This is a genomic window from Bacillus sp. CH140a_4T (assembly GCF_008923725.1).
Lineage (GTDB): Bacteria > Bacillota > Bacilli > Bacillales > Bacillaceae_G > Bacillus_A.
The window spans coordinates 47,760-70,000 of the sequence record NZ_WBPF01000021.1 but is presented as its reverse complement, the minus strand read 5'-3'; the positions used below and the strand labels follow the sequence as shown (position 1 = coordinate 70,000).

Here is a 22,241-nt window from a genome sequence, read left to right as displayed (position 1 = left end):
GCTAGACAGTTTGACGCTCTAGCATTCATGCCACCTTATGGTAACACCCCAAGTATGTTTTTGGTTGGTACTGGCAACGAACTATCGTTTTCCCACTTGCACCACCCTTTCGAAAAAGAGCAGTTCTTCCTTATGAAAGAAGCCACCACTCAGATGAATCTGGCGTGTACTACAAGCCCCGACAAGTCGGGTACACATGGATGGTTGACGCACCCACTAAGCTATGCGCGAAGCAACAGCCTTACGTTTTTGCACTTCTAATAGAATCGGCGTTTTCACTTTGAGATTGGCATCCAATTCTACAACTCTTGATTTTTCCAATGTATTCAGCGCACCATTAATATCAGCGTGAATACATTTCCCTGATTTACTTTGGTACAGACCGCGCATGATTCGTTTGCCACTAAAGTAATAATGGGTCTTATCATCCTTAGACCAAACTGGAACCGGATCTTTATCAAGAAAACTAGCTTTTGAAGTATAGCTTTCTTCTTGTTTGAAAAATCGGATACCTTCTTTTATACATTTATTCTCAATTGCTGCAATCAGTTTATGAAACGGGATTTGAACAAACTTTTGATTATTCTTTTTTCCCATATCAGATTTTTGTTTCCAGCCAGCGTTATACCCTACGACAATCGTATCTATATCGAATTCTTTCGCTTTTTTGAACAACAGGCCTACCGTTTGTGAAATGTAACCATTTATTTGCTTTTCTCGTTTATGCCAAAGTGCAGCCATTCGATTCGTTACAACTCGTTTTGAAAGTCCATTTCCCACATTTTTCAGCCCTAGATTACGTATCATTTTGTTGAAGTATTGGTTAATGGATTTTAATTTTTTCCCATCAATTAAAAATGTATCACCTGTATTTGTTACGCAACTTACTAATCTATCTACACCTAAATCGCAACTCAAAGCGTTACTCGTAGTCGTGGGTTGTTTCTTCATTTGAGAAACGTGCAGTTCATATGTGTAATGCACCTCAAAGAACCGACCTTTTTGCTTCGGTACAATCTCAATGTAGGAGATTTTTTTATTTCTTATGTTTTTAGGCATACGTATTTTAATGGAACCGAATTTTTGCCTAAACGCAACACTCATCGGAATCATCCAATACCCGTTCTCATCTACTTTTGGAACTTGATAGATTTCAATAATTCTTTTGTCAGTGGAACGAGAATAATTCGGAAACTTAGGACGCCCTGTGAAATTCTCCGTTTTTTGCTTCCACTGTTCCAATGCTTTAAAAAAGCTTTTTACTTCTGCATATAAGGCTCTACGAATGGCTTGGACAGAGTTTGATTGCATGCCCCAGTAATTCATATCGGCTTGCATGGCGGTATCAACTTCTTTTACAGTAGCTATTTTATTATGATTCAAATAACTTTGTTTAATTATATACAACCCAACATTTCGCAACGCTTTTGAACTATGTGACATGCGCTGAAGTAAACGAAATTCTTTAGCCGTGAGACAAGCTCGTCCGATATTTTGCTTCTGCGTGAAACGTCGCAGCGTTTCTCTTTTCTTTTGTTTCCGTAATACTTTCACTGCTTTCTTTTTAGCCATTGTTTTCACCACCTTTCTTAAAGAATTAACTTATTAATTCCTTTTGGTGCAAGTAACAATATGATTATGATTATCCAATTTCGTTATCTTAAGATATATTCCCTCCTTATTTCCGACATATCGTAAGACAAAAAGAAACAAACATTCCCCCCGGGAAAACTGTTATAAGCGAAACAAAAGAGTTCAGCCTTATTGACTGACGGCAATTCATCTCCACCTGAATTGTTGGGTTTCACCCGTAACACAAATCAGATGGAGTCTTCTTGCCGAAAAGGATAAACAGTGTTTTAATGTTGTTTATTTATTATTAAAATTAACTATTTCTATTTTAAAAGATGGTGTTGCAGATCATAAGAGAGAGTATTAATTTAGGGCTATGGAAAAAGAAGTAGATAAGATGGATATGATGATTGTAGATATGCTTGAGTTAGCAAAATTTGAGTCTGGTACGTATAAAATGCAGATGGATGTTTTTTATATTGACATTGCCATTCAGCATATATGTGAACAGTTATCTTTGGAGATAATAAAAAACAATTACATGTTCACACACATCTTTCTGCGATTGAAGTCATTGCTAGTCATCGTCTTATGGAACAAATAATCACAAACTTTATCACGAATGCTATTCGTTACACACCAGATAAAGAAGACATTATTGTTTCTACAGTAGATGAACCAAGCCGAATAAAAGTTTGTGTTGAAAATAAAGGTGCCCATATCGAAGAAGATTAATTAGATAAAATTTGGGATCGCTTTTACCAGGTTGATACAGCGCGACAACGGTCGCAAGGTGGAACAGGACTTGGACTTGCCATTTCAAAAAACATCTTAGAACTTCATGGAGCAGAGTATGGAGTATATAATACAGTTGATGGTGTGTTGTTTTATTTTTATTTACAAAAAAAGGTGTAGAACTTTTGTTCAACACCTTTTTTCATTTATTTTAATCAAATCTCAACATTTCCTTTAATGTACATAAAAATAGAGGGGGAAATTGGTAAACGGTAAAGAAATTTAATGAATTGTAAGTATAATCTATACGGAAATTTTTTACTGTATAGCACGGTGCATGTGAAAAATACCTCTATGCTATCTCTCAAAAAAATCATGCTTGTTGACTGGATAGACTGTATTTTCAGAAATATTTCAAGCGTGTAAGATAAATGAAAGATAATTCAATATGAAAAAACCTACCTTACTACTACAATGAAAAACAGAATCATTCGCAAAAATCCTGAGGTACGATATCAAGTTGTTTTCGTGCTTAATACATTTGACCAAATATTCCAGTCTAAATAAGAAAATTCGAAACTAGACAATTAATGAATGATACTTTACTCGTATTTTAAAAAAAGCCAAAATGTAGGCAGGCATCTTCTATCAAGTCTCATTCTTAGTGTGTAAAATTGGAGGTAATTTCTCATATGAAAATAGTAAAAGTAAAAGATCTTAGTAAAGAATACAAAGGGATGGTTTCACATACAGCACTTTCAAATATTAATTTAACAATTACAGAGGGGGAATTTGTTGGGATTATGGGCCCTTCGGGTAGTGGGAAGACAACTCTATTGAATATGATTTCTACTATTGACTCGCCAACTTCAGGAAGTGTAACCATTCATAATAAAAATCCGTATCAACTTTCGGTAAATGATTTGGCCTTATTTCGCAGACAGGAATTAGGGTTCGTTTTTCAATCTTTTAATCTGATGCATACATTAACAGTAAAAGAGAATATGGTTCTTCCGCTTGTATTAGATGGCATGAATGTGAAAAGAATAAATAAACGAGTAGAATCTATTTCGAATAAATTAGGAATCAATGAAATCTTAAATAAACGAACATATGAAATATCAGGAGGGCAAGCACAGCGAACAGCGATTGCCCGTGCACTCATTCACTCTCCTAAATTGGTTCTTGCGGATGAGCCGACAGGAAACTTAGACTCTAAAGCCTCTCAAGACGTAATGGAGATATTAACACTATTAAATAAAGAAGAAAAGGCGACAATGATGTTAGTAACGCACGATCCAGTTGCTGCAAGCTACTGTGACCGCATTATTTTTATTAAAGATGGACAGTTATACAATGAAGTTTGCTACAATGGTGATCGCCCATTATTTTATAAAAATATTATAGATAGTCTTTCTATGTTAGGGGGGAATAAACATGACTTTTCGAAAGCTGGCATTCAATAATGTTTTACGGAATAAACGAATATATCTAGGTCATTTTTTTAGTAGTGCATTTGCGGTATTGATTTTTTTTACTTATGGGCTACTTATCTTTCATCCGAACCTACAAGGTGAACTGACTCATGTAAGTACCATTATGAGTACATTTGGGAAAATAGGATTTCAGTTATCTTATTACTTAATCTTTGTCTTTTCTTTCTTATTTATTTTCTATTCTGTTAGTGCATTTTTAAAAAATAGAAAAAAAGAGTTTGGATTATTAATGTTACATGGAATGTCTCATCAACAGCTTCATCGATTAATTTTTTTCGAAAATATGTTGATTGGAATCCCTTCTATAGTAGTAGGCATCGGACTTGGAATGGTTTTTTCTAAATTGTTTTTACTAGTTAGTGGGTCTTTATTAGGAGTAGAGCAAACGTTAGCATTTTACTTTCCTTTAAAGGCAATGCTAGTAACAGCAATGTCCTTTGTTGTTTTATTTCTACTTATTTCTTTGTTTACATCAAAAATGGTGAAAATGAATGAGCTTGTAGAACTCATAAAATCAGATGAAAAACCAAAAACTGAGCCAATAGTGTCAGTCTATATATCCTTGTTGGTATTTATTTTATTTGGAGCCGGTTACTCCGCTGTTCACCACAGTATTGCCGCTGTAAATTACATGACTTTGAATCAATTATTCCTACTCGTAGGAGTAGGTGTCGTATTTATTGTATTTGGAACTTATTTTTTCTTTACTCAATTGTGTGTATATGTGTTACACACTTTAAAAAATAGGGAAACTACATTCTTTAAACGAACCAATCTCCTTGTTATTTCAGAATTAATGTATCGAATGAAAGATAATGCAAGAACGTTCTTTATCGTTACAATTATTTCCGCTGTTTCTTTTACTGCAATTGGAGTTTGTACAGCTATCGCAAATCCTGAATTGGCAAAACATGAAACTCCATATGCATTTACCTATCGATCAGATAAAGGGAATGTACAAGAAAAGGCACATATTGAAGAGATAAAAAAACAATTAGAAGCATCAGGATTTTCTTATAACCTAGTAGCAACAGAATTTAAAAGGACACTAAACGGATTGGCGTTAATTAACCTATCTACGTATAATGAATATGCAAAACAATTAGGGTATGACATAGAGAAATTAACAAATGAAAATGATAGCATTGCTATACGACTTAATAAGAACGAAAATAGTGCAGAAGATCTAACGGATTTTGTTATAAAACATGGTGATTTAGAGGTTTCACTTTCTGTGAAAAAATCGGTTTATATCCCAGAATTAGCAATGGTTGGAAGCTCTGTTATTGTATCTGATGCTGTTTATAATAAGGTCCTAAATGTTCAAGAAGAAGGCGTACTGCGAGATTACACGATTTACGGTTTTATCGTTAAAGATTGGTCTGAAACAAGTTCGATTTCTACAAACCTTAAAAAGTTCATTGGTACGAATCAAGAGGATTATTATGCCTTTTCATCACTGTATTTAAAATGGATTGAATTGAAACAACAAAACGGATTACTCTCTATTTCAAGTGTAATGGTGGGGATTGTATTTTTCATATTTACACTAAGCTTTTTATATTTCCGTCTATTTACTGATTTAGAACGCGATCAAGAGCAGTATGAAATGATTTCAAAATTAGGTTTAAGTCAAAGTGAGTTAAAGCAAATCGTGACAAGACAAATGATGCTACTATTTTTCTTACCGATTGTAGTGGCTATGGTTCACAGCAGTTTTGCATTTCTTACTCTGCATCAATTAGGACAAACAGTAAGTAGGGAAATGTCTGTTATTCAAAGCTCAATTATTGTATTAGTAAGCTTTATTTGTATGCAAATGATTTACTTCCTCATTATTAGACATCACTATTTAAAACGTATATGTACAAAAATGTATTCATAAAAAAGATAGGCAAAAAATTAAATGTGCATACTCAATCACTAATTATGGTTGGCTATGCACATTTAGAATGTTAAAAATATACCAAGGTTAATATGTATTTGTTCCGATTCATTTTGATCTTCTTGGCTTAACAAATATTCCTTAAAATCTCTATATTGTCTACTGTCCACAATGGATACATCACCAGCACTAACATGTTCCCTTAGTTCTGTTAAAACAGCCATTTCAAAACTAAGTAAATACTCAAATCAAGAGCAGGAAACAAAGATAAACCAACATTTAGCTAGTCTTGAAGTAATAAGTCGATTAAGTTCACTCTCTATGGAACCTTTTTTGAAGGAGTTGGAGCAGGCCGTGTCTGACGGCTACTCAGTAAAAATTCTTTACCATAAAAGTGGCGAAAAGCAATTAAATTATAGATTGGTCGATCCGTACAAAATTATCTATTGGAATAATAAGTGGTATGTAATTGGATTTTGTCATCTTAGGAATGATATCCGTAGTTTTAGAGTAGATCGAATTGAAAGTCTAATGCTTACAGAAAATAAGTTTAACCGACCAGAAAATTTTTCAGCACGTGACTTTTTTATAAATGGTCTTCTTCCAACTATAGAAGATAAGGAAGGGACTATTTATTTGGTTATTAATGGGGATAAAAGTGTATTGGCTGATATTTGCCAACATTGGTTTTTAGGACATTATTTACAAGAACGGACTTCAAATCAAGCGGTTTTTCTTCTTGAAAAAGATATATTACATACATATGTACCTTATTTACTTTTACCGTACAATAAATCTATTAAAGTTATTGAGCCAATAAGTCTTAAGAAAAGACTTATTGAAGTTCTTTCGGAATTAATAAAATTTCATCAAGTATGATAAATTCCCTGACGTTAACTGTCAGGGAATTTATATTATAATAGCTATATAAATTGTGATTGGAGTGTTATTGGATGCAAACAAAAAAAGCATTTTTATATGTATTTAATACAATGTCGGACTGGGAATATGGATATTTAATTGCTGAATTAAACTCAGGAAGATATTTCAAAAAAGATTTAGCAGCTTTAAAAGTAATTACAGTAGGAGCTAATAAAGAAATGATTACTACTATGGGAGGACTGAACATAAAACCAGAGATTTCCCTTGATGAATGTACTTTTGAGAGTAAAGATCTTTTAATTTTACCAGGAGGGACCACTTGGAGTGAAGAAATTCATCAACCGATCTTGGAAAGAATTGGCCAAGCTTTAAAGCTTGGTACTATTGTTGCTGCAATTTGTGGTGCAATTGAGGGTCTCGCGAATATGGGATACTTAGATACTAGAAAGCATACAAGTAATAACTTAGAATATACTAAAATGGTATGTCCTAACTATAAAGGAGAAAAGTTCTATGAGTTGGAATCTGCGGTATCTGATGCGAATTTAGTTACTGCATCAGGAATAGCTCCTCTGGAATTTGCAATGGAGGTACTGAAAAAAATAGATGTATTTACACCAGATACATTACATTCATGGTATAACCTAAATAAGACTCATAAACCTGAATACTTCTTCCAGTTAATGAACTCAATAAATAAATGAAGTAACTGAAAAGCTCAATTTCTCTATATTGATTTGTAGAGAAGTTGGGCTTTTAAATTTGGAATTTCCTTATCGTTGTAAATTCGTATTTTCCTGACGCGCCCCCTTTATCAACTTATCCGTAAATATCAAGAGAAATTACTTCTTGATTCGATTCGTCAACTACTAGTACAATTTTATTTGCAAATGTACAAAATGAGCGGAGTGTAATGGAATCCTTTAATGACTCTTTTAAAAACCAACCTGTTGGTACTAAAGAAATGCAATTCTCTTTTTGAAAGAATGAATGTTTGAGGAAATATGCTATTTCTTGAGTTTCTTTTAAGAACATCGGAGCAATGCAATCGAATATTACAGAATAATATTTTAATGTTCTTCTACCGACAATTCTATTAAAAGAACAACTTCGGTATAAATCAGGCACTACGGGATATATACCGTTAGTTAGAAGTGCTTTTAAAGTTTGTTTTGATTCTTCCTTTAAACCTATCATGAAAATTTCATGTAATTCATTATTAATATAAACTTGTTTCACATCGTTATAATGAGGGATTAATTCACTTTTAACTATATTTAAAGTAATGTCATTTGTAATGGGAAAGGACGTATAAACGTCCTCTTCAAGTATGACATCCATGCCACTGAAAAGTTGGTAAATTGGACTGAGAGAAGTCTTTGAAGATACAGGAGGTACCTTTTCTATATAAAAATCTTCATTTATAGTAGGTGCTGGATATTTTTGCTCTTCGATTTTAATTAACCAATCATACATAATTATCTTTCCTTTCCTCATAGTTTTCGTATCGGACTATATAGTGCAATAAAAACTTCAAGTAGTTTCGTGAAAGCAGCTAAAGCAAATACAAGTACTGGATTATAGGCTGAAATAATGCCTCCTACCAATGCCCCGAGCGGCATAGCTAATCGGGTAAGTACACGTGAAAATCCTAAAACCCTTCCTTGCATATTTGATGGAACGGTTTCCTGGCGAACTGTGGCTACAATTATATTCCATGCAATATTGCAAGTCATTGCAATACCGAAAGCAATGCCAGGAACAAACCAATATGTACTCCAAAGTGCGAAAGTTAAGCCAATTGCTCCAGCGAATAGGAGTAAAGGAATTAGAAGACCGCGCTGCAATTTTTTTCTAAAGGAACTGCAATTAAACTTCCTAAAATCCCACCTATACCTATTAATGAATAATTAAAGCCACTTTGTTCTGGGGTAAGTTGCAATGTGGATACTAAATAATACATGAATACACCTAAAACCGCACTTGCTCCAAAGTTTCCTATCATAGCTTGAAAAGATAAAGCTATATTTAAGCGATCATTTTTGAGCCATGTAAATCCATTAACCAAGTCAGAAAGTACATTTTGAAGTGCATTTTTGCCTTCGCATTTCTTGTTTACGGTTTTCATAGGCAGTAATAACATCACAGCAACTAATGTTGCAATAAATGAAAGAACATTAATCCAAAGCACCTGAAAGCCACCAATAAAAGAAATGAAAAAACCAGCTATCATTGGACCAAATAAACTAGCCGATTGATTGACCATTTGATAGAAAGAATTAGCCTTCGTCAATGATGCACCTGCAATATGTGGAATGACTGTAACAGTTGTTACATCAAAAAGCATAGACATAACTGCTAAGGTAAAAGTAATTACGTATAAATGCCAGATTTCTAATAGATGTAATGTATGTAGAATGGGAACAAGACTTACTAAAATAATATTGGTAATATCCGCTATCCAAAGTAACCTTTTTCGATCGTATCGATCAATTATTACACCAACTAAAGGGCCAAATAAAACAATTGGCAATACATTAATAGCAAATAAAGAACTCATAATTACAGCTGAACCGGTTAATTGATAAGCAATCCAAGGCAACGCAAAAGTATATAGTGAATCCCCAATTCGTGAAATGAGTAAACCAAAAATGAAAATCTTGTATTCTTTAGAGAAAGTTGACTTTGCGGTAAGTCTTCGTTCTTGTATAAGTTTCACACTGTTTATACCACCTTTAATATAGAGGAATTTGAAAATCATCCGTCCAATATTTGTTATGTATAGAATTCTGTAGTTTTTAGATGAATCCTACTTTTTAGAGGTATTTTAAAATCTAAAGGAGGAAATAAAAATGAAGGCAGTATTTATAGATAGAGATGGGACAATTGGAGGGACAGGTAGAGGGATTCACCCGAATGAATTTACATTATTTGATTTTGCACCTAAAGCAATTCAAAAGTTAAATAACTTAGGATTAAAAGTGTTTTTATATACAAATTAAGCTAGAATCGGAAGGGGATATTTTACCGAAAAAGAACTGCTTAAAGGATTTCAAAAGATGCAACAAATTTTAAAAGATGAAGATGTATATATAGATGGAATGTACTATTGTCCACATAAAATGAATAATAGTTGTGACTGCCAAAAGCCGAATATAGGTTTACTTTTGAAAGCAGCGCAAGACCATGGTCTATGCTTAAAAGAATGTTTTCTTATTGGAGATACAGGGAGTACAGATATGATTGCAGCTGAAAGGGCTAATATGAAAAAGATTTTAGTACGAACAGGATGGGGAGAAAGCTCATTAACAAAGTATAGAAATTCGTGGAAAGAAACAGTACCTGAGTATATAGCGCAAAACCTACTTGATGCTGCGTGTTGGATTGAAGATAATTTGAATACATAATAAAATTATAGTAAACTATTTTGTTCAAAGGTCGTTAGGAGGGAAAATGTTGATACAAATAGATAAGAATGTGCGAACAGCTGGTGCGTATGTAGTGTATAAAAATTTATTTGTTTTTCAAGTTGGTCCAACGAGTAAAGGGGGTACATTAGGTGTAGTAAGGCTGGGGGGACATAAAGAAGCCGGTGAAACAGCAGTAGAAACTGCTAAAAGAGAAGTGAAAGAAGAAGCTGCTATCGATATTGCAATAGTCAGTTCACCAAGTACATATTATAAAGAGAATTGCAATGCACAATCAAAGAAAATAAGAGTAGAAAATGAAATCAAACCAATATTAATTATTGATAGCCCAGATGAAACTTTATCTATTATGTATATGGCACATTCAGAAAATGAACCAACTCCATCCTCTGAAACGAGCGGGTTATTATTGCTTTCAGTAAGTGATATTAGGCTAGTTTGTAGTAAGGAAATAACACTAAACGATTATATTAAGCAAGGTGGAATAGCCATATTGAAAGAAAAAATGGATAAAGAATTAATCTTACAACCTTTTCCGCAACTTTTGTTTTTAGCAGAACTTTTAAAAGAGTATCCTGTATTGCTTCAGCAGATTCTAAATTAGCAACAAAAAGCCACCTTTATAAGTGGCTATTGTTTTAAATAATTTAATGGTAAGTGTATCCTCCATCAGGAAACAATACATTACCTGTAGAAAAACTATTTTGCATTAAATATAGTACAGAATGCGCAATTTCATCATTATGCCCAGGCCGTTCTACAAGAGATAGAGATTTATAAGTTTCATAAGCAACTAGTCTGTTTTCATTTTGTTCATTCTCTCTTTGTATCGTTCCGGGAGAAACAACATTAACTCTAATTGGAGCTAGTTCAACAGCTAAAGCTTTCCCTAAACTTTCAATAGCGCCATTACATGCTCCATAAGCAGGCGCTCCTTTAAGTGGTCTTTGACTAAATGCACCGGACATTAATACGATAGATCCAGTGTTTGAGAGAAAAGGAACTGCATATTTTACAGCATAATATTGTGGCCAAAACTTTCCGATAAAGCTACTTTCAACAATATCATCCGTAGCGGTTATTGGTCCAAGTGAGTAAGAAGCTCCTGGTGTGAATAAATGATCAAAATCCCCAACGTACTTGAAAAAATCTTGTAATTGATTTTTATCTTGGTTATCCAATACATAAGTTTGAAGATGATTGTTATTTATTACTTCTTGAGCGACCATTAATTTTTCTTTCGAACGCCCTGCAATAATAACATGTGCGCCTTGTTCGATTGCTTGTTTTGCTGTTGCTAATCCAATACCAGAACTCCCACCAATGATAACGATACGACTATCTTTTAATGTAATAATAGACATATTGTAGCCACTCCTTTAATAAAAATTTTAAAATAAAATTGTTATGCTTTTATTATTCGTTAAAAGATAGCAAGTGAAAAGTACGCACTTTATATGTACATAGTCGCAAATTTCGTACTAATTGCTTTTCATACATATAAGTAATATAAAAATGTTTAATATAATTTATGGTATCAGGAGAGAGGTGAGAAAAATGGATTTACAAGAACCGAAATTAAAAGGGGTAATAGCGACATTACAAATAATCGGAGGGAAATGGAAACCACTCATTTTGTTTATATTATTAACAGATGGAACAAAACGGTTTGGTGAATTAAAAAGATTAATACCAGATATATCTCAAGGGACGTTAGCGAAGCAATTGCGTGAATTAGAGCAAGATCAACTAATAGAACGAGAAATTTATCAAGAAATACCACCTAAAGTGGAATATAGTTTATCTGAACATGGAAAAACAGTAAGTATTGTCTTGGATAGTATGTGTGGTTGGGGAAGAAGACATTTAGAATATATTAATGAAGATGGACTGTAAATATATTATGTAAACTAAAATGTGTAAAGCTGCTATTTTGAAAATTTAAATTTTACAATATACTTAATTAAATGATGTTATCGTACATATATTCTTTTAATTGCGGTGGGATGAATTTATGTATTGCTCGAAGTAAGTAGTTGTTTGGGATTGAGAGATGCGCACTAGATATAAAAGGAGATTTACCAATATATAAACTACGAGTCTATTTCCGGGATGATCAGGATTAAACATTTCATGCATATTAACAAAGGGGAAATAATAAAATGAACGAATTAGAGTACAAAAACTTTTATGATAAAGTAGGAAGATTAAATGGATGGGATTTTAGTAAAATAAAATGTGAAACTGTAGGAGATACATGGGACTTTTATGGAGAGGTAAAAGAAAGATGCAAGCAATCACATATATTACTTGATGTTGGTACAGGTGGAGGAGAGAATGTACTTAACATAGCATCTTCGGCTAAATTGTTAATTGGAATAGATAATTCTAATGGAATGATTGGAACAGCACATTCTAACTTGAAAAAATCAGGTGTACAAAATGTTGAGTTTCTTCAAATGGATTCTGAAGCTTTAGCGTTTCCGCATGCGCATTTTGATATAGCTTCAAGTTGTCATGCACCGTTTATAGCATCTGAATTAGCAAAAGTAATGAAAAAAGGTGCTATTTTCTTAACACAACAAGTTAGCGAACATGATAAATTGAACCTGAAAGAAGCATTTGGAAGAGGGCAATGCTTAGGCGAAAAAGATGGAATTTTAAAAGAAAAGTATATGAGGGAACTTATTCATGCAGGATTTGAACTCGTGCAAGTACGTGAATATAATATTACTGATTATTACAGTACGCCTGAAGATCTTATTTTCTTGTTAAAACATACACCTATTATTCCTAGATTTGGAGTAGAGGAAGAGGATTTTACTATTTTACAAAACTTCATTGACGCAAATAGTTCTGAAAAAGGGATTCGTACAAATTCAAAAAGATTTATGATTATTGCTGTTAAATTATAATGTGTTATAGAGTAAAAGCTGCTTTTCTTTAAAAAAAGTAGCTTTTTGTGTGGAATAGAAGTTTGTACAAGATAGTCTCCACTATTAGAAATTGTAGTTAAGGATTTTGCTATAGAAATAAATAAGTATGTTGACATGCGAGAGGTATGCATAAGGATGAAACAATGAATATATATGAGGAGCTACCATCTAATATAATAATACTTCGTGCTACAGTACCAGAAATTTGGGATGAATATAGAGGGAAGACAGCGAATATTTTTAGGCAAAAAACAAGAGCGATAGTAAATCTAATCCCGTATTCTAACCATCTGTTACATTGGAATTATTCGTATAGTAGAAGAAATGAGAAAACATTGATAAAGTCCAGTATAACTTCAAAAAGGTTGATTCTTGTAATGTATAAGAATCAACCTTTTTGAAGCGTATATGATAAAGAAATAATGTATAGAGTAAGTAAGATGTTTGCTTAGAGTGTTATTTTTTAGCAGGTGTATTTCCCATTGCGATAGAAATTCTATTCCAACTATTAATTTGATTAATAATCAAGACAAGGTCAATATATTGTTTTTCATCATAATGTTCACATACTCGTTTATATAGGGACTCAGGAACTCTTTTAGTAGGAATAAGTGTAATATGCTCAGCTAGTTCAATAGCGACTTTTTCTTCTGTTGTATAAAAAGTACATTCATCCCAAGTACTTAAGCAATAAATTCTTTGTTCAGTTTCTCCCATTTTTCGTGCATCAGATGTATGTAAATCTATGCAGTAAGCACAGCCATTGATCTGAGAAACTCTAATTTTAATAAGCTCTCTAGTCATTCGATTAATCGTTGATTGCTTTGTGTACTTTTCCATGTCCATCATAATTTTCATAGCATCAGGTGCAGTATCATAGTAAGAAATTCTTTGGTTCACAAAACATCACTCCTTTAGCTTAAGATATTGTTCATTATATCTTGGTATGGTCGTTTATACCAATTATTTGAACTATAGCGCAAAACGCTTGAAGTTAAAATTTGATTGCATTAGCCGAAAATGTTAAAGTAACTGCTCTAATACAAAAGTATTATTTTGTTAATTAAAGTTTCAATCTCCAGATGGATTCTTCCTGTTAGTTTTTGAAATACAATACTAATAGATATAATGAATTTGGAGGTTTATTACAATGATTACACATATATCAGATATAAAACTACAAACGGTTTCCATAGAAGGGGTAAAACAAGTTTATAAGGACATATTATCTTTTCCAATAAAAAAAAAAACAGCATCATTTATTCAATTTGAAGTAACACCATATACAACGATTAGTTTCCAAGAAGTGTATGAACCAATTACACCTGCGCACTTTGCTTTTGAGATTCCATATTCAAAATTTCATGAAACAGCAAGATGGCTAAAGGATTCTGGATTACTCATTGTGAAATGGCAAAATGGAAATGTAATTGGTGAAGAGAAAGGTTTATTCAATGTATACTTTAAAGACGGGGATGGAAATCTACTCGAAATTATCGCACATAGTTATGTTAAAGAAGATGTATTAGTACCGCAGTCACCTTTAAACATTTTATATGTAAGGGAAATCGGTCTTCCCGTTAAAAGTGTGCCTGTATTTACAGAATGGTTGAAATCAAATCTAAATATGAAAACGATGGAAGATGGGGATATTTTTAACTTTGTTATTGGTGGCACTGCTTACATTGTTGCAACTTGGTGGCAGCGACCTTGGATCCCAATTGCGATGAAAGCTTTACCACCAAAAGTACACGTTTCATTCGGAACACCGGACCCTGCATTTTTACAGCAAATCCAAATAAACTTTAAGAAAAATAATGTCCCATTTCAATGTAAACATAATGAAGTATCATTTATTGAGCAGAGATATGCATTTTCAATTGTGCATACACCAAATTTCCCTTCTGATATTCCTAGTAAATTAAACTTACCACTTTCTATTTAAGGATAGAAAGTGGTAAGTTTTTTATATTTTCGTGGAGAAGGGTTTCAGCATAATTACACTGAATTTATAAGGGAGTATAATGTGTCAGCTTAATTTACAATAAGGAGAGAAATGAATTGAATTTAGGAAATCCGATAGCTAAAGGGAATACAGCAGAAATCTATCTCTATGATACTAAGGTTGTAAAATTATTTAATGAATATCTGCCTGATACAGAGTCTATGAATGAAGCAAAAAAACAAAAATATGCTTATTCATGCGGACTATCAGTTCCAAATGTATTTGAAGTGACAAAGATAAAAAATAGACAGGCAATTATTATGGAATACGTAAAAGGGGACAGTATAGGTAATCTCCTGCTAAACAATCTAAATGAAGCAGAGCATTACATAAATATTTGTGTCAATGAGCAAAAAAAGATTCATGCTATACGTGTGAATACGGATGAAATGGAAGCAATGGGGGAAAGGTTAGAGCGTCAAATTACAACTGTACATAAATTAAATAAAAAACAAAAGGGAGATATATTGAATAAGTTACATTCAATCAAATTTGAATCTAGATTATGCCATGGGGATTTCCATCCATTTAATCTAATTTTGAGTGAAAAGAATGTAAATATTATAGACTGGGTAGATGCTAGTTCAGGTGATATTCGTGCAGATGTGTTTCGTACATATTTATTGTATGCGCAGTCTTATATAGAATTAGCAGAAATGTATTTGCAAATATATTGCAGTAATACTGATCTAACAAGAGATGAGATATTTCAATGGGCTCCTATTATGATTGCAGCTAGATTTTCTGAAAAAGTATCTCCACAAAATGAAGTGTATTTAAACAGATTATTGACTAAGTATGTATAAATAATAAAACAAAGGTTGTTTAGTAGCCAATTAATAAATGCTGTTGTTTAACTAAAGTTTCCTTGTAGTTAAACAACAGCATTTTTAAACATTGATATAGGTATATTTAGTTTCGATCTTCATCCTATAAAGATTTATTATCCGTATTTGTTCCTCAGTTAATTCTTCTTTATCCCAATACATATGCATTAAGCTATATTCAAAAATCTCCTTTAATTTTATAAATAATGGAAACTTGTCTATCATCTCTTTAGGTAGTTCATTTTCTTCTTGATATCCTTCAAATAGTGCTTTTGTAATAGAATGCTCATATTCAACGATATTCCCATTTCCAGCAAATGAATATTCTATCGCACTATAAATAGGAACTGCTAAATCGAATAGGTAAAAATGTTTTTCACAGTCTTGAAAATCAATCATTGTTATGTTTGAATTGTTTTCAACTAAAATATTTTCCAACCATAAATCTCCGTGAATTAAGCCATAATTTGAAGGGGATTTTTGTAGCTCTTTTATAGAAATTAAAACGTCAGATGCAATTTTTCTTATAGTAGTTTCTTCTATTGGGATATACTTAAGAAAATTATATTCTTCATTTTCATACCAATCGTTTATATGTTTAACCAGCTTAATCTGTTCAAATCTTTTAGAAATACGATGTGATTTTCCAATTTGTTTACCAAGCTTTTTAAATACATTAGAATTCCAATCACACCTCGGTAAATGTATACCAGGCGCAGCTTTATATAATACAGCAAAAATCTCCTTGTCTAATGGAAACTTTTCTACAAAATTCCCTTGTAAAGAAGGGATTATTGGTGGAACACCTAGGCCATTTTGATATAAAAAATTTGTATATGTAACTTCTTCTAACTGTTCTTCATACGTTTTGTAGTTTGTAATTCTAATGAAGTATGTACCTTGTTGTGCGTGACATTGATACATTTCATTCGTTATAGGTTTAATGTTAATAAAATTTAATGGATATCGTTCATTTATGAATTGGATTATTTCTTTTTCTAGCTTGTTCATTGTAACGTCCTTTCTAACCTTAAATTTTTTAACTAGAGAACTAAAAGATTCGTAATTTACAACATTCGTGTTTTATTTTTGATATCCTTTAAAATGAAGCATGATGTAATGAATGGTTCATGTTATAAAACACAAGAAATATCAAAAGAAAGAAACGAATCTCTTTTATACTTTTATATAAGGAGTGAAGGAAATGAATAAACATATACAGCGGATGATTGATTGGATTGAGAGCAATTTAAATGAAGAATTTTCATTAAATGCATTATCCCATTATATGGGTTATTCTCCGTATTACTGTTCTTTTAGATTTCATCAAGTAACGGGCATTAGTATTAGGCGCTATATTCTTTTAAGAAGACTGTATTTATCTACGGAGGATTTGAAGAATGATAGAAAGATAATAGATATTGCATTGGATTATGATTATTCTTCGCAAGAGGCTTATAGTAGAGCTTTCAAGACTGTTTTTGGAATGAATCCAAGAGAATTTAAGCTTAACAACATGCCTATTCAATCATTTGTTAAACTCAATTTAAATAAAGAAGGGGAGTTTAAGATGAATATTTCTAGAAAAATAGTGGTAGAACAGTTACGTAATAAGAATAGTGAGTTATTTGATAAAGACGTACTTAACATATTAAATGGTCAAGTTATGTATGAAGAATTTAAAACCGAAAAGTTAATGGGTGAGTCTGATTATGCGCCTTTTAACGAAGCTATGTGTGTGAATCCCGCTACTACACAAGTTTTTAATGAAGAGTTTATTAAAATAAGAGCAGAAGGTCATAACAGTTCAGTAGAAAGTTATACAAAAAAGGTTATAGATCCATTAGAAAATCTTTTTACGAAAAAGTATAAATGTATTGTTTTATGGTTCGGTGAAGATATGTTTTGCCAAATGAATCTACTTACTTTACTTTCATACCTTGAACAGTCTTGTTATGAAGGGAAAGTATACTTAAATAGCTTCAGAGAAGATGAATTTAAAGTAAGTCAACATGAGCTGGAATTAGGAAATTATACTTCTATATTCGATGAAGTAGTAGTACATCATAAAAAAACGTCTCAAAAGGTACCACCTGTAATGTATCAAGCCATAGATTTATATTTAAATATGTTAAAAGAAGATAATATCGTAGTGAGATTCATCTCCAAAAATAAAGATTTATCAACTCAGGAATTATTATCAAAGTTGTTTCAACTTTTTCCAACAATCGGATATGGTGATACTCAGTACATAGATCTAATAAATAATATAAAGAAGGAAGCTGAACCTAAAATATAGGAACAGCTTCTTTCTTACAATTGTTCAAGTAACGCTAATTCGCCCTCTACAAATAACATTAGTTCTTTAATCGTTTCTCCAGAAAGATCAAACCGAATTCCAGCTGTTTCATATACTTCCGTTAAAGATTTAGAGCTACCTAATGATAAAGCTTTTTTATAATTTTCTATTGCTTGTTTAGGATTTTCTTTATATTGTTTATACATTTGCAACGCACCAAGTTGTGCGATAGCATATTCAATGTAATAGAATGGTATTTCGAATATGTGTAGTACAGGTAACCAGCCAGTTGCGATCCAATTTTCATACCCTTCAATATTTACGACGTTTGATTGGTAAGTGTTATGTAATTCTAAATACTTTTCATTTCTTTCTTTAGCGGTATGGTTAGGATTTTCATACATCCAATGTTGAAATTGATCAACGATAAGCATTTGTGGTAAATACTTAACAATATCTTTAAAGAAATCTAATTTTGCTTTTATAAACTCTTCGCTATTTTCATAAAATGTATCCCAATACTCCATCGAAAATAATTCCATCGTCATGCTTGCGAGTTCTGCTGATTCTGAAGGGATTTCTACAAATTTTTGAAGTTCTAACTGTTTCATACATTCATTATGAATACTATGGCCCATTTCATGGAGGAAAGTAGTAACATCATAATGTGTATGATTGAGATTCATGAAAATGAAAGATAATTGAGAAGCAGGTAAATATTCGCAAAATCCCCCTGGTCCTTTTCCTTTACGACTTTCTAAATCTAAGCAATTATTTTCATGCATACGATTCAGTAGTATAGAAAATTTAGGGTCTAGTTTGTGTAAAACATGAGAACTTTTTTCAATCAAATCACTCGCGTCTTCGATAGGTTTTAATGCTTTTTGATTTGGTGATGTTGCTTTTAAATCCCATGGACGAAGACTATCTACTTGAAGTTCAGATTTTTTCTCATTAAATATTTTATCGATAAGCGGTGCAACGTATTTACGAATAGATTCAGCAAGCTCATAGCAATCTTCAGGCGTATAATCAAAACGTTCATGTTTTTTAAACATATAATCGCGATAATTATCTAATTGAATGTTTTTGGCCTTTTGATGACGGATTACGATTAATTCATTTAATATATGTTGCAATCTATCTTCAACAGATAAGAATGTTTCAGAAATGAGCGTTTTTGCTTTTTTTCGTATGTGACGATCTGGATCTTGTAAGTAAGACTGTAGTTCAGTAATTGTTTTCTCTTCACCGTCCCATTGTGCGGTTAAACCACCTGTAATTTCGAAGTACTCGGTTACTAGTTTGTCTTCGTTCACTTCTAAATCAATGTTCTTTTCACAAAATAAAGTTTGCGCATTCTTAATTTTTTTATCTAGTAAGCTATACGTCTTTGGATCAAGTTCCATTCGAAAAGGGGACTCTAAATATTTATTATCAAATGAATTTTGATAACGTTTCAAAAGAGGTCTTACAAATTGTTGGTCATATTCAAAAGTATCTTTTATTTTTTGATTCTTTGTATTACATTGAAAGGCGATATAGTGCGATCTTAATTGTTCTTCGATTTCCCAAATGACTGTAGATTGTTTTTTTAACCAGTTTTCAAGCTCTAGTTTTGAAGAAATCACTTCATTTAATAAAGTAGAAAGAGCATTTTCTAATTCTAGAACGTTACTAATATCAATTGTATTTAAGCGCTGCATGACATATCCCTCACTTTTTATTTATTCATAGAGATATTCTTCTTTTTCACTACAATTCCTTTTTTACCCAAAAAATTTGTGCCTATTACACCAAATATAATCATTATTGTGCCAATGATATGAAAATAAGAAATTTTCTCGTGTAAAAAAATAACGCCTGCGATAATTGTAATAAGTGTAGAGAAGTTACTAAAAACACTTATTTTAGCGGCTTCAATATAGGATAAGGAATAATTTAATAGCAATGCCGTCAGCAAGGAAGATAGTAACCCTAAATATAAAATGGAGATAAGAAATGTTCCATTCGTAAACGGTTCAAAGTATGCCGCTATTGTACCTTTGCTTATATGGCTGGCGATCGCGATTAAATTAAAGCTAATAAAGCCGATTACTGTCATTGTGTAAGTTAAATCCATTAGTTTGAATTTCTTCGTCATTTTTCGAGCTAACACATTATAGAAAGCAGATGATAATGCCGATAGCAAAATAAGAATAACTCCTATGAAACTAGTTTCATGATTCCCTATACCATTCATGATAAATATATAAATGACACCGATGACAGAAATGAGTACAGATATTTTTTGCCATGTATTTGTATACTCTTTTAAAAAATAGGAAGCTAACATCATCGTAAATATAGGAATCGCCGCTTGTATAATTCCCGCTTCGGATGAACTTGTATACACTAAGCCAAATGCTTGGAAAGCAAAAAATAGTGCTGGATAAAATATTGCAAGTGGTAAAAGGGCAAGTATATTTTTGAATGACATATTTAACTTTACAAAACCGAAAACAATGGGAATGCTTGCAGCTACGAAAGCAACTGTAAAACGATGAGCAAGGGTATCAAGTGGGCTCGTAACTGTTAATGCTAATTTCACAAACATAAAGGAGAATCCAATAATAAATGAATAGAGTAAAGCTGATAAATATGCCTTTGTTGTAAGTTTCATAATTTCACCTCATAGTAATTGATTTCTTACTGGCCAGTATACGTACATAGTAATCTTTATGATCTAGTGCTACAATGTGAACAAATGCAAACTGTACCGGTACAAAATAAATGATGAGGTGGTAATGATGTATAAGTATTTACATGTTTTCAACGGCTTAGAAAGTATGATTCAAAATGGGGAGATAAAAGAAGGAAAGAAACTACCGTCTATTCGGACACTCGTTATGCAATATGAGTGTAATAAGGCAACAGTTATACGAGCGCTACATGAATTAGAAAAGCGTCATATTATTTATTCCGTCCCTCAAAGTGGATACTACGTTGTTCGAAAATCAGGGAGTGCTATAGAAAACGACGAGATAATTGATTTTGCTTCCTCAGCACCAGATCCAGATGTTTTTCCATATTTAGATTTTCAACATTGTATTAATAAAGCCATTGATACATATAAAAATGACTTATTTGTATATGGGACGCCGAAAGGTTTACCGTCTTTAATTCCGGTTATTCAAAAACAACTGGCAAACTATCAAGTTTTCACTAAAGAAGAAAATATTTTTATAACGTCAGGTGTACAGCAGGCACTAGCAATATTAACTTCTATACCATTTCCAAATGAAAATGAAACGATATTAATTGAACAACCAACATATCATCTATATATTGAATATCTAGAAATAAACAAAATTCCTGTAATCGGTATTAAACGTACGAATGAAGGTATTGACTTAAATGAATTGGAACGAATTTTTCGAACGGGTAAAATAAAATTCTTTTATACAATACCAAGATATCATCATCCACTTGGAACGTCTTATTCAAAAGATGAGAAAGAAAAAATCGTGCTACTGGCTAAGAAATATAATGTATTTATAGTGGAAGATGATTATTTAGCAGATTTAGAAACAGATCCAAAAGCTGACCCGTTATATAGCTTGGATCAGGGCAATCATGTCATATATTTGAAAAGTTATTCGAAGATTATTTTTCCAGGTTTACGAGTTGGTGTAGCAGTAATTCCACCGGTTATTGCGAATGCTTTCCATACATATAAAAAGATTTTAGATATCGATAGCCCTATGATATCCCAAGCTGCTTTAGAAATTTATATAAAGAGTGGCATGTTTGAACGTCATAAAAATAAAATTAAATCTTCCTATCACAATAGATCTAAAAAACTAGCAGAAACATTAGAAAGAATGCATAATGAAAATCAGCTTTTATTTACATATACAAAGCAAAACACAATTGGAATCCACACTTGTTTAGAATTACATAAAACGAGTATTTCAGAAATGCTTTTACAAAGACTAGGTGAAATGCAAATAAGCATTGATACGATTGATAAAAATTATGTGAGAGGTTTTCCGAAAGAAAGACTATTAAAGTTAAACGTATCGAATGTGAAGGAAGATAGGATTGAAGAAGGAATTCGTAAAGTAATTGAGGAAATCAAACAAGTGGAACGTATAACCTTTCAATTTAAAAAAGAAAAAAATAAATAAGGAGGTT

19 protein-coding genes and 4 pseudogenes are annotated in these 22,241 nt (G+C 32.2%); 15 read left to right on the top strand and 8 right to left on the bottom strand.

Translation table 11 applies throughout. The features are described from left to right. Positions 1–216: 216 nt before the first annotated feature. Positions 217–1,572 carry an RNA-guided endonuclease TnpB family protein gene (locus F8162_RS22200; RefSeq protein WP_151630457.1) on the bottom strand — a complete coding sequence of 452 codons (1,356 nt, stop codon included), beginning with the start codon at positions 1,570–1,572 and terminating at the stop codon, positions 217–219. A 304-nt stretch (positions 1,573–1,876) separates the two neighbouring features. Between F8162_RS22200 and F8162_RS22190 the strand changes: the two are divergent. The 5 genes and pseudogenes from F8162_RS22190 to F8162_RS22170 form a co-directional block, all read left to right on the top strand. Next, positions 1,877–2,487, top strand: a pseudogene (locus tag F8162_RS22190) (sensor histidine kinase); the annotation flags it as partial. Positions 2,488–2,999: 512 nt separating this feature from the next. After that, complete coding sequence (locus F8162_RS22185; RefSeq protein ID WP_151630458.1) at positions 3,000–3,773, top strand: ABC transporter ATP-binding protein; 774 nt, start codon at positions 3,000–3,002, stop codon at positions 3,771–3,773. Next, positions 3,745–5,688: an FtsX-like permease family protein gene (locus tag F8162_RS22180; protein WP_151630459.1), complete on the top strand. Its 1,944-nt coding sequence runs from the start codon at positions 3,745–3,747 to the stop codon at positions 5,686–5,688. The genes F8162_RS22185 and F8162_RS22180 overlap by 29 nt, the downstream gene beginning before the upstream one ends. A 207-nt stretch (positions 5,689–5,895) precedes the next feature. After that, positions 5,896–6,567 (top strand): annotated as a pseudogene (locus F8162_RS22175) (helix-turn-helix transcriptional regulator); the annotation flags it as partial. A gap of 74 nt (positions 6,568–6,641) precedes the next feature. After that, positions 6,642–7,274 (top strand): type 1 glutamine amidotransferase family protein, encoded by a 633-nt coding sequence (locus F8162_RS22170; protein WP_151630460.1) that lies wholly within the window; start codon positions 6,642–6,644, stop codon positions 7,272–7,274. A 115-nt stretch (positions 7,275–7,389) separates the two neighbouring features. On the opposite strand, the gene F8162_RS22165 is transcribed toward F8162_RS22170, so the two are convergent. Next, the gene (locus F8162_RS22165; RefSeq protein ID WP_151630461.1) at positions 7,390–8,046 is read right to left on the bottom strand and encodes a hypothetical protein; all 657 of its coding nucleotides are present in this window, start codon (positions 8,044–8,046) and stop codon (positions 7,390–7,392) included. Positions 8,047–8,063: 17 nt separating this feature from the next. After that, a pseudogene (locus F8162_RS22160) lies at positions 8,064–9,289 on the bottom strand (MFS transporter). 133 nt (positions 9,290–9,422) lie between these two features. Here F8162_RS22160 and F8162_RS29130 point away from each other — a divergent pair. The 3 genes from F8162_RS29130 to F8162_RS22150 are packed head-to-tail and all read left to right on the top strand — an operon-like array spanning position 9,423 to position 10,602. After that, a complete protein-coding gene (locus F8162_RS29130; RefSeq protein ID WP_225990173.1) occupies positions 9,423–9,572 on the top strand; it encodes a hypothetical protein in 150 nt (49 codons plus the stop codon). Between the two features lie 6 nt (positions 9,573–9,578). After that, positions 9,579–9,977: an HAD-IIIA family hydrolase gene (locus F8162_RS22155; RefSeq protein ID WP_225990187.1), complete on the top strand. Its 399-nt coding sequence runs from the start codon at positions 9,579–9,581 to the stop codon at positions 9,975–9,977. 49 nt (positions 9,978–10,026) lie between these two features. Continuing rightward, a complete protein-coding gene (locus F8162_RS22150) occupies positions 10,027–10,602 on the top strand; it encodes an NUDIX hydrolase (protein ID WP_151630520.1) in 576 nt (191 codons plus the stop codon). 43 nt (positions 10,603–10,645) lie between these two features. Here F8162_RS22150 and F8162_RS22145 read toward each other — a convergent pair whose 3' ends face one another. Continuing rightward, the gene (locus F8162_RS22145) at positions 10,646–11,362 is read right to left on the bottom strand and encodes an SDR family oxidoreductase (RefSeq protein WP_151630462.1); all 717 of its coding nucleotides are present in this window, start codon (positions 11,360–11,362) and stop codon (positions 10,646–10,648) included. 193 nt (positions 11,363–11,555) lie between these two features. On the opposite strand from F8162_RS22145, the gene F8162_RS22140 reads away from it, so the two are divergent. The 3 genes and pseudogenes from F8162_RS22140 to F8162_RS29125 all read left to right on the top strand — a co-directional run. Beyond that, positions 11,556–11,894 (top strand): winged helix-turn-helix transcriptional regulator, encoded by a 339-nt coding sequence (locus F8162_RS22140; RefSeq protein ID WP_151630463.1) that lies wholly within the window; start codon positions 11,556–11,558, stop codon positions 11,892–11,894. Between the two features lie 266 nt (positions 11,895–12,160). After that, on the top strand, positions 12,161–12,913 hold the full coding sequence (locus F8162_RS22135; protein WP_151630464.1) for a class I SAM-dependent methyltransferase: 753 nt from the start codon (positions 12,161–12,163) through the stop codon (positions 12,911–12,913). Positions 12,914–12,988: 75 nt separating this feature from the next. Continuing rightward, positions 12,989–13,273 (top strand): annotated as a pseudogene (locus tag F8162_RS29125) (alpha/beta hydrolase); the annotation flags it as partial. A 117-nt stretch (positions 13,274–13,390) separates the two neighbouring features. Here F8162_RS29125 and F8162_RS22125 read toward each other — a convergent pair. Next, positions 13,391–13,834, bottom strand: a complete 444-nt coding sequence (locus F8162_RS22125) for a carboxymuconolactone decarboxylase family protein (protein ID WP_151630465.1) — start codon at positions 13,832–13,834, stop codon at positions 13,391–13,393. Positions 13,835–14,084: 250 nt separating this feature from the next. On the opposite strand from F8162_RS22125, the gene F8162_RS22120 reads away from it, so the two are divergent. Together F8162_RS22120 and F8162_RS22115 are read left to right on the top strand one after the other, a co-directional pair. Beyond that, positions 14,085–14,879 carry a VOC family protein gene (locus F8162_RS22120; protein WP_151630466.1) on the top strand — a complete coding sequence of 265 codons (795 nt, stop codon included), beginning with the start codon at positions 14,085–14,087 and terminating at the stop codon, positions 14,877–14,879. A gap of 116 nt (positions 14,880–14,995) precedes the next feature. Further along, a complete protein-coding gene (locus F8162_RS22115; protein WP_151630467.1) occupies positions 14,996–15,745 on the top strand; it encodes an aminoglycoside phosphotransferase family protein in 750 nt (249 codons plus the stop codon). Between the two features lie 84 nt (positions 15,746–15,829). Here the strand turns inward: F8162_RS22115 and F8162_RS22110 are convergent, their stop codons facing one another. Continuing rightward, the gene (locus F8162_RS22110) at positions 15,830–16,777 is read right to left on the bottom strand and encodes a phosphotransferase enzyme family protein (RefSeq protein WP_151630468.1); all 948 of its coding nucleotides are present in this window, start codon (positions 16,775–16,777) and stop codon (positions 15,830–15,832) included. A gap of 193 nt (positions 16,778–16,970) precedes the next feature. On the opposite strand from F8162_RS22110, the gene F8162_RS22105 reads away from it, so the two are divergent. After that, positions 16,971–18,065 carry a helix-turn-helix domain-containing protein gene (locus F8162_RS22105; protein ID WP_151630469.1) on the top strand — a complete coding sequence of 365 codons (1,095 nt, stop codon included), beginning with the start codon at positions 16,971–16,973 and terminating at the stop codon, positions 18,063–18,065. A gap of 14 nt (positions 18,066–18,079) precedes the next feature. Here the strand turns inward: F8162_RS22105 and F8162_RS22100 are convergent, their stop codons facing one another. Together F8162_RS22100 and F8162_RS22095 are read right to left on the bottom strand one after the other, a co-directional pair. Continuing rightward, complete coding sequence (locus F8162_RS22100; RefSeq protein WP_151630470.1) at positions 18,080–19,771, bottom strand: M3 family oligoendopeptidase; 1,692 nt, start codon at positions 19,769–19,771, stop codon at positions 18,080–18,082. A 17-nt stretch (positions 19,772–19,788) separates the two neighbouring features. Next, positions 19,789–20,727 carry a DMT family transporter gene (locus tag F8162_RS22095; protein ID WP_151630471.1) on the bottom strand — a complete coding sequence of 313 codons (939 nt, stop codon included), beginning with the start codon at positions 20,725–20,727 and terminating at the stop codon, positions 19,789–19,791. A 127-nt stretch (positions 20,728–20,854) separates the two neighbouring features. Between F8162_RS22095 and F8162_RS22090 the strand changes: the two genes are divergently transcribed. Further along, positions 20,855–22,234, top strand: coding sequence for a PLP-dependent aminotransferase family protein (locus F8162_RS22090; RefSeq protein WP_151630521.1), 1,380 nt, complete (start codon positions 20,855–20,857; stop codon positions 22,232–22,234). The last annotated feature ends 7 nt before the right edge of the window (positions 22,235–22,241 follow it).

Coding starts and splice junctions, on each gene's coding strand:
- F8162_RS22200 (WP_151630457.1), bottom strand. CDS start 1,572: ATGGCTAAAAAGAAAGCAGTGAAAGTATTACGGAAACAAAAGAAAAGA.
- F8162_RS22185 (WP_151630458.1), top strand. CDS start 3,000: ATGAAAATAGTAAAAGTAAAAGATCTTAGTAAAGAATACAAAGGGATG.
- F8162_RS22180 (WP_151630459.1), top strand. CDS start 3,745: ATGACTTTTCGAAAGCTGGCATTCAATAATGTTTTACGGAATAAACGA.
- F8162_RS22170 (WP_151630460.1), top strand. CDS start 6,642: ATGCAAACAAAAAAAGCATTTTTATATGTATTTAATACAATGTCGGAC.
- F8162_RS22165 (WP_151630461.1), bottom strand. CDS start 8,046: ATGTATGATTGGTTAATTAAAATCGAAGAGCAAAAATATCCAGCACCT.
- F8162_RS29130 (WP_225990173.1), top strand. CDS start 9,423: ATGAAGGCAGTATTTATAGATAGAGATGGGACAATTGGAGGGACAGGT.
- F8162_RS22145 (WP_151630462.1), bottom strand. CDS start 11,362: ATGTCTATTATTACATTAAAAGATAGTCGTATCGTTATCATTGGTGGG.
- F8162_RS22140 (WP_151630463.1), top strand. CDS start 11,556: ATGGATTTACAAGAACCGAAATTAAAAGGGGTAATAGCGACATTACAA.
- F8162_RS22135 (WP_151630464.1), top strand. CDS start 12,161: ATGAACGAATTAGAGTACAAAAACTTTTATGATAAAGTAGGAAGATTA.
- F8162_RS22120 (WP_151630466.1), top strand. CDS start 14,085: ATGATTACACATATATCAGATATAAAACTACAAACGGTTTCCATAGAA.
- F8162_RS22110 (WP_151630468.1), bottom strand. CDS start 16,777: ATGAACAAGCTAGAAAAAGAAATAATCCAATTCATAAATGAACGATAT.
- F8162_RS22105 (WP_151630469.1), top strand. CDS start 16,971: ATGAATAAACATATACAGCGGATGATTGATTGGATTGAGAGCAATTTA.
- F8162_RS22100 (WP_151630470.1), bottom strand. CDS start 19,771: ATGCAGCGCTTAAATACAATTGATATTAGTAACGTTCTAGAATTAGAA.
- F8162_RS22095 (WP_151630471.1), bottom strand. CDS start 20,727: ATGAAACTTACAACAAAGGCATATTTATCAGCTTTACTCTATTCATTT.
- F8162_RS22090 (WP_151630521.1), top strand. CDS start 20,855: ATGTATAAGTATTTACATGTTTTCAACGGCTTAGAAAGTATGATTCAA.